The 12,647-nt window shown below is 59.2% G+C and carries 11 protein-coding genes and 1 pseudogene; 3 read left to right on the forward strand and 9 right to left on the reverse strand.

Features of this window, described 5'->3' with window-relative positions; genetic code table 11:
• The first annotated feature begins 138 nt into the window (after window positions 1-138).
• Window positions 139-1,116, forward strand: coding sequence for a helix-turn-helix transcriptional regulator (locus tag ACJO3M_RS14915; RefSeq protein ID WP_407002180.1), 978 nt, complete (start codon window positions 139-141; stop codon window positions 1,114-1,116).
• A 13-nt stretch (window positions 1,117-1,129) separates the two neighbouring features.
• On the opposite strand, the gene ACJO3M_RS14920 is transcribed toward ACJO3M_RS14915, so the two are convergent.
• The 5 genes from ACJO3M_RS14920 to ACJO3M_RS14940 are packed head-to-tail and all read right to left on the reverse strand — an operon-like array spanning window position 1,130 to window position 8,458.
• Window positions 1,130-3,868, reverse strand: a complete 2,739-nt coding sequence (locus ACJO3M_RS14920) for a cation-translocating P-type ATPase (RefSeq protein WP_407002181.1) — start codon at window positions 3,866-3,868, stop codon at window positions 1,130-1,132.
• Window positions 3,819-4,724: a carbamate kinase gene (gene arcC / locus ACJO3M_RS14925; RefSeq protein WP_407002182.1), complete on the reverse strand. Its 906-nt coding sequence runs from the start codon at window positions 4,722-4,724 to the stop codon at window positions 3,819-3,821. The genes ACJO3M_RS14920 and arcC overlap by 50 nt, the downstream gene beginning before the upstream one ends.
• 15 nt (window positions 4,725-4,739) lie before the next feature.
• Window positions 4,740-5,741 carry an ornithine carbamoyltransferase gene (argF, locus tag ACJO3M_RS14930; protein ID WP_407002183.1) on the reverse strand — a complete coding sequence of 334 codons (1,002 nt, stop codon included), beginning with the start codon at window positions 5,739-5,741 and terminating at the stop codon, window positions 4,740-4,742.
• An 18-nt stretch (window positions 5,742-5,759) separates the two neighbouring features.
• Window positions 5,760-6,989, reverse strand: coding sequence for an arginine deiminase (locus ACJO3M_RS14935; RefSeq protein ID WP_407002184.1), 1,230 nt, complete (start codon window positions 6,987-6,989; stop codon window positions 5,760-5,762).
• Window positions 6,990-7,012: 23 nt separating this feature from the next.
• Window positions 7,013-8,458 (reverse strand): YfcC family protein, encoded by a 1,446-nt coding sequence (locus ACJO3M_RS14940; RefSeq protein WP_407002185.1) that lies wholly within the window; start codon window positions 8,456-8,458, stop codon window positions 7,013-7,015.
• A gap of 176 nt (window positions 8,459-8,634) precedes the next feature.
• On the opposite strand from ACJO3M_RS14940, the pseudogene ACJO3M_RS14945 reads away from it, so the two are divergent.
• Window positions 8,635-8,805, forward strand: a pseudogene (locus tag ACJO3M_RS14945) (diguanylate cyclase domain-containing protein); the annotation flags it as partial.
• Between the two features lie 65 nt (window positions 8,806-8,870).
• Here ACJO3M_RS14945 and ACJO3M_RS14950 read toward each other — a convergent pair.
• The 3 genes from ACJO3M_RS14950 to ACJO3M_RS14960 form a co-directional block, all read right to left on the reverse strand.
• Window positions 8,871-9,356, reverse strand: a complete 486-nt coding sequence (locus ACJO3M_RS14950; RefSeq protein ID WP_407002186.1) for a VOC family protein — start codon at window positions 9,354-9,356, stop codon at window positions 8,871-8,873.
• Between the two features lie 21 nt (window positions 9,357-9,377).
• Window positions 9,378-10,199, reverse strand: coding sequence for a YciI family protein (locus ACJO3M_RS14955; protein ID WP_407002187.1), 822 nt, complete (start codon window positions 10,197-10,199; stop codon window positions 9,378-9,380).
• A 152-nt stretch (window positions 10,200-10,351) separates the two neighbouring features.
• The gene (locus ACJO3M_RS14960; RefSeq protein ID WP_407002188.1) at window positions 10,352-10,984 is read right to left on the reverse strand and encodes an MBL fold metallo-hydrolase; all 633 of its coding nucleotides are present in this window, start codon (window positions 10,982-10,984) and stop codon (window positions 10,352-10,354) included.
• Between the two features lie 211 nt (window positions 10,985-11,195).
• Between ACJO3M_RS14960 and ACJO3M_RS14965 the strand changes: the two genes are divergently transcribed.
• Window positions 11,196-11,576 (forward strand): nuclear transport factor 2 family protein, encoded by a 381-nt coding sequence (locus ACJO3M_RS14965; protein WP_407002189.1) that lies wholly within the window; start codon window positions 11,196-11,198, stop codon window positions 11,574-11,576.
• 8 nt (window positions 11,577-11,584) lie between these two features.
• Here ACJO3M_RS14965 and ACJO3M_RS14970 read toward each other — a convergent pair whose 3' ends face one another.
• A complete protein-coding gene (locus tag ACJO3M_RS14970; protein ID WP_407002190.1) occupies window positions 11,585-12,622 on the reverse strand; it encodes a fatty acid desaturase family protein in 1,038 nt (345 codons plus the stop codon).
• Window positions 12,623-12,647 lie beyond the last annotated feature (25 nt).

The raw sequence follows: 12,647 nt of genomic DNA on the forward strand, positions 1-12,647 counted from the left end.
ATTCAAGTAGTGTTCAGAGGTTCCTTAAGTACTGCGAGATCAGATTAGTTTGTAAATAGGTGAGAATCTGTCCTAAATAAGCAGGACAATGCAAATTTATTCAAATCATCGGAAAACGACGCCAGGAGGAAGGCGATTATGTCTGGTCCTACAACCCGCGTGCTCACCGTGTTGGAATTATTGCAGACGCACGGCCAGATTGGAGGCGCAGAGCTGGCGGAGCGTCTGGGCGTGGACCGGAGAACGATCCGGCGCTACATCGCGGTGCTGGAAGAGCTGGGCATTCCAGTGATGACGGAGCAGGGGCGCTATGGCGGTTACCGGTTGGTGGCGGGTTTCAAGTTGCCACCGATGATGTTCACGGAAGAAGAAACCCTGGCGGTTTCCCTGGGATTGTTGGCGGCCCGGCAGCTAGGGCTTTCGGATGCAGCGCCGGCCATTGCCAGTGTGCAGGCGAAACTGGAAAGGGTAATGCCGGCCAACCTGAAGAAGCGCGTGCGTGGTGTCAGCGATACCACCCGGGTGATCCTGCCCAGGGGTGAACCCAGCCTGGACGATCGCGCCCTGCAAACGCTGACGGTTGCCACGGAAGCAGCGCGGACTGTGGGGTTTACCTATCATTCCCCAGAGCGTGTCGGGCATTCTCCAGAGCGTGGCGGGATGGACCGCCGGGTGGATCCCTACGGACTGGTGTTCAGGCAGGGGCGTTGGTACCTCACCGGCTTTTGCCATCTCAGGGAAGCCATGCGGTCGTTCAGGCTGGACCGCATCAGCGGCGTTCACCTGTTGCCTGGCACCTTCCAGCGGCCACCGGATTTTGATGCAGCGGAATTCCTGAGTGAGAGCTTCCTGTCCTGGGGCCGAACCCATGAGGTGTCACTGTTGCTGCATACAAACCGTGAGTCCGCCGCCACCGTGTTTGATTTTCACTCATCCTTTGCGGATGGATTCGAACAGCGGGAGGACGGACTACTGCTGACCACCCGAACGGACAGCTTCGAGTGGTTTGCCTGGTGGCTGGCGCAGCTCCCGTTCCGGTTTACTATCCTTAAACCCGATGGCCTTAAGGATGCCTTGCGGGAGCATGCTACGCGGTTGCTGGCCAGTTGTGAGTGAGCGGAACGCTGGTTCAGGCCCAGCGCCTGCGAACCCAGGTTTCAATCTCCAGGATTACCAGCACAGATACGCCTGCGAGGCTGGCAAAGACCAGCATTTCCAGGGGAAGGGCGCTGGTTTCAAAGGTACTGTGAAACCATGGCAGATAGGTAAACAGCAGTTGCAGGGCCACGACAGCGGCCACAGCCCCCAACACCACTGGTGTTCCCAGCACGCCGCGGAATGTGATCGACGGTGTGTCCAGGTAGCGCACTGCAAAAAGATAGAATACCTCCATCGCCACCAGGGTATTGACGGCCAGGGTGCGAGCTACGCTCTGGTCGCCATGGTGGTGCATGGCCCAGAACCAGGCTGCGAAGATACCCACCAGGAACAGGAGCGATACAAAAAACACCCGCCAGACCAGGAAGCCCTGCAGCAAGGACTGATCTCTGGGCCGTGGCGGGTGTTTCATGACATCCGGTTCCGGTGGTTCAAAGGCCAGGGTCATGGCCAGAACAACAGAACTGACCATGTTGACCCACAGAATCTGCAGCGCCGAAATGGGCAGTGCCAGCCCCAGCAGCAAAGCGGTGATAAGGCTGATGGACTCGCCGCCGTTGATGGGCAACATGAACGCGATGCCCTTTTTGAGGTTGGTGTAGACGGTGCGCCCCTCGCGAACGGCAGCGGCGATGCTGGCAAAGTTATCGTCCAGCAAGACCACCGAAGAAGCTTCCCGTGCCGCTTCAGAGCCCTTGACGCCCATGGCGATGCCCACATCGGCGCGCTTCAGGGCGGGGGCGTCATTGACACCGTCGCCGGTCATGGCGACAACGCCGTGTTGCGCCTGCAGGGCCTCCACCAGCCTCAGTTTGTGTTCCGGGCTGGTGCGGGCAAACACGTCCACTTCGGTCGCCAACCGTTGCAATTCTTCGGCACTCAGGCCATCCAGTTCCTTCCCTGTTAACACCCGCTCGCTGTTTCGCAGCCCCAGTTTGCGGGCAATGGCGCCGGCGGTCAGGGCATGGTCCCCGGTGATCATTTTTACCCGGATGCCGGCATCATGGCAGTCGGAAATGGCGCGGATCGCTTCCTGTCTGGGTGGGTCCAGCAGGCCCACGAGCCCCAGCAGTTCTACACCGGTATCCAGGTCCTCAACGGCCAGGTCCGTGGTGCCACGGGGTACGGATTTGCGCGCCAGTGCAAGCACCCTCAGACCTTCCGATGCCAGATCGGCAATTACCTGGTCCCACCGGGCCCGGTCCAGGGCGGCTGTTTCGCCATCCGCCGCTAACTCTGCTTCGCACATATCCAGGATGCGCTCCGGTGCACCCTTGATATACACCACACCATGGCCATGGTGATCGTGGTTCAGAGTGGCCATAAAGCGGGTCTGGGTGTCGAAGGGAATCTCATCCTTGCGGGGCCAGTAGCTGGCACTGGCTTCGATATCGAACGCCGCCTTGTGGGCAAATACCTTCAGGGCGGCTTCCATGGGGTCGCCCTGGATGCGTGGAGAACCGTCCCGAAAATCAAGATGGGCATCGTTGCAGAGGGCGGCGGCGCGGGCGAGCTCATCCAGCGCCCCGGTGATTTCGGCGGGCTGGTTGTCCTGACGCACCACGCCTTCCAGTTCATAGCCCTCGCCAGTCACATCCAGCCTTCGATGGCCCTGCACGGCGGTGGTCACCATCATTTCATTGCGGGTGAGGGTGCCGGTCTTGTCGGAGCAGATAACGGAAACCGCCCCCAGAGACTCGATAACGGGCATTCGCCGGACAACCGCCTGGCGGCGTGCCATCTGGCGCACACCGATGGCCAGGGTAATGGTGAGTATCGCGGGCAGTCCCTCGGGAATCGCCGCCACCGTCAAGCCAACCACGGCCATGAACAATTCCCGGAAGGGCAGGCCACTGAATACAAGGCCACCCGCGAAAATGGCCGCTCCGGCGACGATAACGATGATTGAAAGCACCCGGGCGAAACGGTCCATCTGTTCCAGCAACGGCGTTTTCAGGGAGGTGGTGCGGGCCAGAAGACCGGAGATACGACCGATTTCTGTCGCTGATCCGGTGCGAACCACCACGCCGCGACCGGTTCCCGTGGACACCATGGTGCCGGAAAACGCCATGCCGTTCTGGTCACCCAGTGCAACGTCTTTCTCTGCCGGTTCCGGGGATTTCTCTACCGCCTCGGATTCACCTGTCAGAATGGCTTCTTCGATCTTCAGGTTGTGGCACTTTTCCAGCCGGATATCCGCCGGTACACGGTCTCCGGGTTCCAGCAGGATTGTGTCCCCGGGTACCAGGTCAGCGGCATCAATCTGATGCTGGCCATCTTCACGGATTACGCGGGCTTTCGGCGCCAGCATGTGCCGGATGGCAGACAGCGCCTGTTCAGCCTTGCCTTCCTGTATGAAGCCCACCAGTGTCTGGATGACCACTACCGCCATAATCACCCCTGCGTCCACCCAATGGCCGAGCGCACCGGTAATGGCGGCGGCTGCCAACAGAACGTATATCAGGAAGTTACGGAGCTGGCGCCCGAGCCTGGCCAGGGGCCCGCTTGCCTTTCCTTCCGGCAGGCGGTTGGGGCCATAGGCGGCCAGCCGGGACCTGACCTCGTCAGCACTCAGGGGGTTGGTGGCTTCCAGCTGTTCTCTGGCACTGGAGGCCTCTAGGGTGTGCCAGTGCTGTTCCGGCGGCTGCACGTTCGACGAATCAACTGACAACACAGGTACCTGCCCGGCGTTCCAGGATCGCGACTGCATCCTCAAGCCTGCCTATACCACTGATGCCGCCTCCCTGCGCAAAACCGGCCGCGGCGGTGAGTTTGGGACCCATGGAGCCAGCTGGCAAGTCCAGCTCAGTGGCGTCGGCAACGGTGAGTTGGTGAATGGGTTCAGCGGCGTCCGTGCCGAAATCGCGGTAGATGGCGTCCACATCGGTGAGCAGCAACAGGGCGTCGGCCCCCAGCTGTCGGGCTAGCAGAGCACTGGCCGCGTCCTTGTCGATCACGGCCTCCACTCCGATCATACTGCCGTCGTCCCGGCGCAGAACAGGAATGCCTCCGCCTCCGGCGCAGATCACCACCACGCCCTGATCCAGCAGCAGTTGGAGCACCCGCATGTCCGGAATTTCCAGGGGCTTGGGGGAGGGCACCACCCGGCGCCACTTGTCGCCATCCCGGGCGATGTGCCAGCCGGCGGCTTCTGCTCTGGTTTCGGCCTCTGCCTTCTCATAAACCGGCCCGACAAACTTTGTGGGGTTCTGGAAGGCTGGGTCGTCCTTGTCCACCAGCACCTGGGTCAGCAGGGTTGCCACCGGGCGGTCGTGGGCCAGGGCGTTTTCCAGCTCTTGCTCGATGATATAGCCGATCATGCCTTCCGTTTCGGCACCCAGTACGTCCAGCGGATAGGCTTCGTCCGGCTTGTAGGCGGCGCCCTGAAGCGCCAGCAGGCCCACCTGCGGGCCGTTGCCGTGGGTGATAACCAGTTGATGGCCGGCACGTACAATGCTCGCCAGTGATTCCGCGGCAATCTTAACATTGGCGCGTTGGGCCCCGGCGGTCAGTGGTTCTCCGCGCCGCAACAGGGCATTGCCTCCCAGAGCTGCTACCACAAGCATGTCAGGCTCCCTTTGTCATGTTCCAAGTGTGGCGACAAGCACCGCTTTGATGGTGTGCATCCGGTTTTCCGCCTGATCAAACACAATGGAGGCGGGGCTCTCAAAGACCTCTTCGGTGACTTCCATGGCATCGATACCGAACTCCGCCTGTATCTCCTTGCCAACGGTGGTTTCGGTATTATGGAAGGCAGGAAGGCAGTGCATGAACCTTACCCGGGGATTGCCGCTCTTCTCCATCAGCCCGGCGTTGACCTGGTAGGGCTGCAACAGTTTGATCCGTTCCGCCCACTTCTCCTTGGGCTCGCCCATGGACACCCAAACGTCATTGTAGACAAAGTCCACGCCGGTTACGGCCGCATCAATGTCTTCAGTGATCATGATCCGTGCACCGGTGTCACTGGCAATGGCTCGGGCCTCGTTCTGAATCGCCTCACTGGGCCAGCAGGCTTTGGGAGCACACAGGCGTACGTCCATGCCCATCTTGGCGCCACCAATCAGCAGGCTGTCACCCATGTTGTTGGCGGCGTCCCCGATGAATACAAATGCCACGTCCCGCAGGGGCTTTTCCACGTTTTCCTGCATGGTCAGGAAATCCGCCAGTATCTGTGTGGGGTGGAACTCGTTGGTCAGGCCGTTGTAGACAGGCACGCCGGCATATTGCGCCAGCTCCTCAACAACCGCCTGGCCGAAGCCACGGTATTCAATGGCGTCGTAAACGCGCCCCAGCACACGGGCGGTGTCCTTGACGGATTCCTTGTGGCCGATATGGGTGCCCGTCGGCCCCAGATAGGTTACCCGGGCACCCTGATCAAACGCTGCAACCTCGAAACCCACCCTGGTTCGGGTGGAGTTTTTTTCGAAGATCAGCGCAATATCCTTGCCCTGTAATTGCGGAACTTCGGTGCCCGCGTATTTGGCGGTTTTAAGGTCTGCTGAAAGCTTGAGCAAAAAGGTGATCTCCCGGGGAGTGAAGTCCCGCAGGGTCAGGAAATGCCGGTTCTTGAGATTGAAAGCCATGGTTCTGCTCCTTCCTTGTCAGACTGCGTCTCGTATGGTCGGGCAGCTCATGCAGCGCCCACCGCCCCTGCCACGGCCCAGTTCCGCACCGGGAATGGCCAGCACTTCTATGCCGGCGGCTTCCAGGGCGGCGTTGGTATCGTCGTTGCGGTCGTAACCGATGACGACGCCCGGGCTCAGGGCCAGTACGTTGTTGCCATCGTTCCACTGCTCCCGCTCCCGCTCCGCAGGAGTGTCACCACCAGTGGCGACTACTTTCAGCGATGGATAGCCCAGCACTTCCGCCACCACGTCAAACAAAGGGCGTGGATCCTGCTGGAACGACAGGTGCTTGCTGCCCTTGCCCGGGCGCAGGTCGTAGCAGATCATCTGATCCGCGACTTCCTTGAAGGTCGTTACCACATTGCCGCCGCAGAAGGTAAACACGGTGTCCAGGTGCATCGCGGAACGGGTTTTTGGAATCTGGCAGGCGATCACACGCTCTGCAGTGCCGTTGGCAAAAAGAGCCCGGGCCAACTGGCCGATAGCCTGGGGGGATGAGCGTTCACCCATACCCACCAGCACCACGCCATTGCCCACCGGCATGATGTCGCCTCCTTCCAGGGTTGCCAGGGCGTGGTCCTGGAGAGGATCACCCCAGTGCACGTTAACCTGGCCGGCGAACTTCGGATGGAACCGGTAAATCGCGCTCATCAGCAATGTTTCCGGTTTGCGCGCAGCCCAGTACATGGGGTTCAGGGTGACACCGCCATAGATCCAGGCGCTGTTGTCCCGGGTGAACAGGAAGTTTGGCAGCGGTGGCAGCACGAACCCGTGAGGCCCCAGGTGGTTACCAAACAGGCCGGACGGGTCAAAAGGCAGGTCGCCCACTTCCAGTCCGCCGATCAGGAACTCCGCCAGGGTCTGGCCGGGAAGCTCGTCCATCCAGGCACGGAGGTCCGAGATCATGCCCACGCCGATATGGTTCCAGGTAATCCGGTTGTCGAGGATCCAGGCCCGTGCCTCCGGGAGATCAAGTGTCTCTGCCAGCAGTTCGTTAACGTCCAGCACCTCCACGCCCCGGGCACGCATCAGTCCGGCGAAGACGTCGTGGTCTTTCTGGGCCTGCTTGACCCAGAACACATCGTCGAACAGCAGTGCATCGCAGTTGGACGGTGTCAGCCTTCGGTGGGCCAGGCCCGGCCGGCAGACGATCACCTGCCGTAGCGTGCCGGTTTCGGAATGAACGCCAAGGGTGTGTTCAGCCATGTCCCGTGCTCCTTTGCCCAGGATTATAGAAACGCGCCGATACTGATCACCACGGTGATGAACACGGTGAGAATCAGCAGCAGGGGCCAGATGAATGCCAGCCAGCGGTCATAGGACACGCGGCCGATAGCCAGGCCACCAACCACCACAGCAAACGTCGGGTTGATGAGGTTCACCAGGCCGTTGGCTGACTGGTAAGCGGTAACCACCAGATCACGTCCCACGTTGGCGAAGTCCGCCAGTGGCGCAAGGATGGGCATGGACAGCACAGCCAGGCCGGATGAGGACGGCACAAAGAAACTCATGCCCACTTCAATCCAGAACATCAGGTTGATAAAGGCCAGTTCCGGCAATCCGCCCAGGGTGGTTTCGGCGCTGTGCAGGATGGTGTCGGCAATCATGCCTTGCTCCATGATCACCACAATGCCCCGGGCCAGGCCCACCACCAGGGCAACACCGAGCAGGTCGCGGGCGCCGTCGACAAAACTGCCGGTCAGCTTTTTTTCACCCAGCCGGGCAATAAGGCCAATCACGATGGCAGAGCCAAAGAACAGCGAGCCCATCTGCGCCATCCACCAGCCCTGTGACGATACGCCCCAGATCATAACCACGAAGGTGAGGGCGAAGATGATCAGGGCTATTTTCTGGGTGCCTGTGAGTTCAAAGTTTTCCAGCTCATCATGGCCCTGGAGGAAGAGCTTGCGGTGGGCTTCTCTCTGTTTGGCAACCACAGAGCGGGACGGGTCCAGCTTGATCCGATGGGCATAGCGCATCACATAGGCGGCACAGATAATAAGGCCACCCACAAGCAGGACAAATCGCAGCACAATGCCGTCAGTAAAGGGGATATTGGCGGCGTTCGCGGCAATAACCGTCGCGAACGGGTTTATGGTGGACCCCAGCACACCGATGCCGGCACCCACCAGAATGATGGCGACCCCGATCACGGCGTCATACCCTGCCGAGATGATCACCGGTATCAGAATGGCGTAGAACGCCAGGGTCTCCTCGGCCATGCCATAGGTTGTGCCACCCAGGGCGAACAGGGTCATCAGTATCGGGATCATCCATATCTCACGCCCTTCCAGCCGGTGCATGGCGCTGCGGATGCCGGTATCGATCGCACCGGTGGCGTTCATGACCCCCAGGAAACCACCAAGGAACAGAACAAACAAAGCTACATCAATAGCGTTGGCCGCATAGCTGTCAGGGTCATAGAAGCCAGCCGTGGGCGCCAGCATGACGTCCACAAAACCCTGGGGGTTGGGGTCGACAGTCTGGTAGGTGCCGGGCACTGCCACTTCCCGCCCGACGTCTTCGTTCATGGAGCGCTCATACTGCCCCGCCGGAACTATCCAGGTCAGGGCTGCAACCAGAATGATCAGTATAAACAGTATGGTGTACGCCGTGGGAAATCGTGTTGCCAGGTCTTCTTCGGGATTCGATGAGGGGGGCTTTTCGTCAGTCATGGAGCGTCTCCTGTCCATAGTAGCTCGCTGATGGAACCTTCAGCCACAGTTAGTATGGACCCTCTCGCAAGAAGGTAAACTGACAAAGATCAACTCAACTGAACATGGAACAATCGTGTTTAGCAGTGAAGCATGTGAGCGGTTGCCTGGTTACTCCGTGAGCGAGATGACAGGGCCGCCGGTTGGAGTTCTGTACGCGTGAGACGGATACCGTCGCCCGTATGGGTGGCGATGAATTCACGGTCCTGCTGACGGATATCTGCGATCATGCAGCACTCGATACCGCTTGTCCTCGTACATGCAGCATCGGCACAGTTTTGTACCCGGAAGATGGGGAGACCGCGAGATAATTGCTGAGCAAGGCAGATACCAGCATGTACGAGGACAAGCGGGGTAGCTGAGCGGCGAAGCATCAACCCCGGCGCGCCGCCTCAATGGTCGCTATGTCGATCTTCCCCATCTGCATCATGGCCTCGAACGCACGCTTGGCGGCAGCGCGATCAGGATCGGCTATCGCTTCTGACAAAGCCACTGGCGTGATCTGCCAGGAAATTCCCCATTTGTCTCTGCACCAGCCACATGCGCTTTCTTCGCCGCCGTTGCCCACAATTGCATGCCAATAACGATCCGTTTCCTCCTGATCGGCTGTGGCCACCTGAAACGAGAAGGCTTCACAGTGCTTGAAAGCCGGGCCGCCATTGAGTCCGAGGCAGGGAATGCCCAGCACAGTGAATTCCACCGTAATAACGTCCCCCTCGGAGCCGGCCGGATAGTCGCCCGGCGCGCGGAGCACGGCATCCACCGATGAGTCCGGGAAGGTTTCTGCGTAAAATTGTGCCGCCTCTTCGGCATCCCCGTTGTACCACAGGCATATCGTGTTTTTGGCTCGCGTCGTCATGCTTTATCTCCCTTGTCTGGCTTACTGGCAATGTTCGAGCTCGGCGCTGATCATCCACTGTACGCCGAAACGATCCGTGACCATGCCGAAACGGTGTGCCCAGAACGTTTTTTCAAACGGCATGATGACCGTGCCCCCTTCGGAAAGCGCCTGGAATACCCGCTCTCCCTGTTCGGGACTGGCGTAGTCCAGGTGAACCTGGGCACCCTGGGGCGGCTGATAGCAATCGCCTGCCATATCTGCCCCCATCAGCCGACGGCCCCGGAGATTAAGGGACGAGTGGATGATGCGTTCATGCATCTCCGGAGGCATGTCCTCCGCTGCTGGCGTTTCTCCGTAGGTAATCATGGCTTCCAGGTTGCCTCCGGTCACCTCCGCATAAAATTCCATGGCTTCCCGGCAGTTGCCGGCAAAGGCCACATGCACATTCATCTCCCGGGGTAGCCTTTCCTGCGCTCGGTGTTGTTCAAGCGCAGGGCTGGGTTCGAAATCCTCCAGTGTAAAGTAACGGCGTAACTCAAGGGTGACATTACCGTCCGCATCCTCCGGAGGCCACTGTTTGGCCCAGGCGATGGCTTCTTCCAGGGAATCCACTTCAAGCACGCTGTAGCCGGCCAGCAGCTCGCCGGTTTGTTCGAACGGGCCCTGGATCACGGTGGGTTCGCCGTTACGGAACTGAATGCGGCAGCCTTCGCTCGTTGGTCTCAACCCGTTGCCATCCACAAAAACTCCGGCCTGCGTCATGCGATCATTATAGTCGGCCATTGCCTGCAGGATGCCTTCAGTGGGTAAGACGGCATTCTCAGTGTCGGTATCGGCCTTGCGCATCAGCATGTATTTCATAACTTGTTCTCCGGTGATTGTTGAGTGTTTTCACTGGTGAGTCGCGCAGTGCCGATGGAAATCGACAACGAGATGAAAATTTTCTGGCGATGGGAATGAGAGATGGATTGCCGGAGAAGCTGGGAAGCTCTCCGGCGTGAGAGGCCTGCCTTTCATCCCAGCTCGGCCAGTGCATCGTCCAGCAGCTGTTGCCACTCGTTATCCTTCAGGTGCTGGTGGCTGGCATCACCGCTAAAAGCGCTTGAGATCACCACATCCGGAGCCAGCGTTCGCAGCTTATGGAGGCTGCTCTGTAACTGTGGCCGGTTGCTGTAACCGTCAATCATGCCCGCACGCCAGTCGCCCCCTTCAGCGCGGTACAGGGTGTCGCCGGTAAACAGATAAACCAGACCGTCCTGGCCTGTGACCTGGAAACAGGTGCTTCCCGGCGTATGGCCGGGGGTGTGAATGATATCCACGCCCTCAATAAGCGGTCCGGATTCGCTGAACAGCAGGTCCGGCTCGCAGAACTTCGCCGCTGCGTCCCGCTCCAGTTCATGGATGCCCAGCTTTGCTCCGAAGCGCTCACGAATGAGTTGCAGCGGTTGGCCAACCTCATCCTGGTGGCTCAGCAGTTGCAAGCTGATTCCTCCCAACTCCTGGATCACCGGCCAGGCACTGTCTTTGCTGGTGTTATAGAACAGGATATTGCCCTGAGGACGCGTTAACAGGTAGGCGTGTGTGTTGAGCCCCGGGGCAGGGCGTTCAACTTCTGTTTCCCAGAGATCCGGCAGTATCTGTTGCATGATGCGTTCTCCTTTTTTGAGGTCAGCGACTTGCCGACCGACATAGCTGAGTGTAAAACCTCAAGTAAACTTGAGGTCAAGCAAGGAGAGGACGGGCTGATTTGTCATTGCCGGCTTTATAGACTAGATGTGAGTTGAGCCCGCAACTTTTCCGGTATCAACGGGAATCCAGGCACCCGAATCATCCCTATCGCAGAAACGGAGTCCATTCATGCAGCCAAAAGACATCGTGGCGCAGTTCATCGCCGATATCCATGCGCAGCGCTTTGATGAAGCAAAGGCCTGGCTGGTTACCGAGGGGTTTGAATATGTGGGGCCGAATATGCGGTTTCTTCGCCCCGATGACATGCTGGCCTACCAGTTCGGTATGGCTGCCATCCAGAAAGACCTGGTTGTCCGTCAGCTCAGTGCCGACGGCGATCACGTATTCGCGATCCTGGACTACCGGACCCACTTCGAGCCGATCGGAGATGTGCGGCTTGCCGTCTGGTTTCGTGTCCGGAACGATAAAATACAGACGGTTGAAGCCTTCTATAATGCAGCAGTGGTTGAAAACATGCTGGGAGGCAACCTGCCTTCAGCCGGTTGTTGAGCGAAGACTCAGCCGCCGGCCTCCCGATAGGACACCATTCGCTGTTTATCTTCATCCCAAAGGGCGAACCGGAAGCAGTCTGCAATATCGCCGGGGGCAAGGGTCGTGACCAACGGTGATTGCAGTTCAGGTATCGCGTCCATAACTTCGGGAAGGCGGTAGAAGGGAATTCGAACGTTGAGATGGTGAATATGGTGGTAGCCAATATTCCCGGTAAACCACTGCATAACCTTATTCATCCGCATATAACTTGAAGACTCCATGGCCCCCCGGTAATAGGTCCAGGCTTCGGGCGAAGCAATCTGCATGCGCCGGAAACTGTGCTGGGCAAAAAACAGATAGCACCCCATCGCGGAGGCCAGGGTGATCGGCAGCAGGATGACAAAGAAGACCATGCTGAACCCGCCCAGCATCCACACCACGGCGATCAACCCGAAATGGCTGATCAGTGCGGTCAGGGAGTCGAGGTGTTTGCGGGGGTTCCTCAGCAGAGGCATGAGCGTAATGTTCAAACCGAAAACAACAGGGTAACTCAACAGCACCACCAGGGGATTGCGCTGGGCGCGATAGGTAAAGCGCTGCCACGGCGTTGAGTCCCGCCACATACGGGCGGTAATGAGCGGAAAAGCGCCCACACCGGCATCCGATATCTGGCCCACATGGCCGTGGTGATAATTGTGGCTGGCAAGCCAGGAGCGTGTTGGCGTCAGCATCAGAGCGCCGAAGGCATGGAAGAGCCAGTAGGCAACCCGCGAGTTGTTGAGAATTGCACGGTGCAGGTAGTCGTGAAAGGTGATGAAGGCCCGCACCATCAGCAGGGCGCCCAAGACCGAAAACACCAGTCTGAGGGGCCACCACGGGATCATCCCGGCAGCCGTCAGCGCAGCAATCATCAACACAAAGGTAGAGCCGACGTGCCACCAGCTTGTCGCAGTAGACTCTTCAACGTAAGGCCTCGTGGCAGCGAGCAGTTCCCGGCCTACCCGGATACCCTCGCTGTGCTCCGGCAAGCTGTCGTCCGACTCCTGGACATTATCCTGACGCATGGTCCGTCCCTCCCTGTATATAAAA

Source organism: Marinobacter alkalisoli (genome assembly GCF_045449795.1).
Classification (GTDB): Bacteria; Pseudomonadota; Gammaproteobacteria; order Pseudomonadales; family Oleiphilaceae; genus Marinobacter.

Excerpts from the sequence above, each read along its gene's own strand:
- ACJO3M_RS14940 (WP_407002185.1), bottom strand. The coding sequence starts at position 8,458 with ATGACTGACGAAAAGCCCCCCTCATCGAATCCCGAAGAAGACCTGGCA.
- ACJO3M_RS14950 (WP_407002186.1), bottom strand. The coding sequence starts at position 9,356 with ATGACGACGCGAGCCAAAAACACGATATGCCTGTGGTACAACGGGGAT.
- ACJO3M_RS14965 (WP_407002189.1), top strand. The coding sequence starts at position 11,196 with ATGCAGCCAAAAGACATCGTGGCGCAGTTCATCGCCGATATCCATGCG.
- argF (WP_407002183.1), bottom strand. The coding sequence starts at position 5,741 with ATGGCTTTCAATCTCAAGAACCGGCATTTCCTGACCCTGCGGGACTTC.
- ACJO3M_RS14935 (WP_407002184.1), bottom strand. The coding sequence starts at position 6,989 with ATGGCTGAACACACCCTTGGCGTTCATTCCGAAACCGGCACGCTACGG.
- ACJO3M_RS14955 (WP_407002187.1), bottom strand. The coding sequence starts at position 10,199 with ATGAAATACATGCTGATGCGCAAGGCCGATACCGACACTGAGAATGCC.
- ACJO3M_RS14915 (WP_407002180.1), top strand. The coding sequence starts at position 139 with ATGTCTGGTCCTACAACCCGCGTGCTCACCGTGTTGGAATTATTGCAG.
- arcC (WP_407002182.1), bottom strand. The coding sequence starts at position 4,724 with ATGCTTGTGGTAGCAGCTCTGGGAGGCAATGCCCTGTTGCGGCGCGGA.
- ACJO3M_RS14960 (WP_407002188.1), bottom strand. The coding sequence starts at position 10,984 with ATGCAACAGATACTGCCGGATCTCTGGGAAACAGAAGTTGAACGCCCT.
- ACJO3M_RS14920 (WP_407002181.1), bottom strand. The coding sequence starts at position 3,868 with ATGCAGTCGCGATCCTGGAACGCCGGGCAGGTACCTGTGTTGTCAGTT.
- ACJO3M_RS14970 (WP_407002190.1), bottom strand. The coding sequence starts at position 12,622 with ATGCGTCAGGATAATGTCCAGGAGTCGGACGACAGCTTGCCGGAGCAC.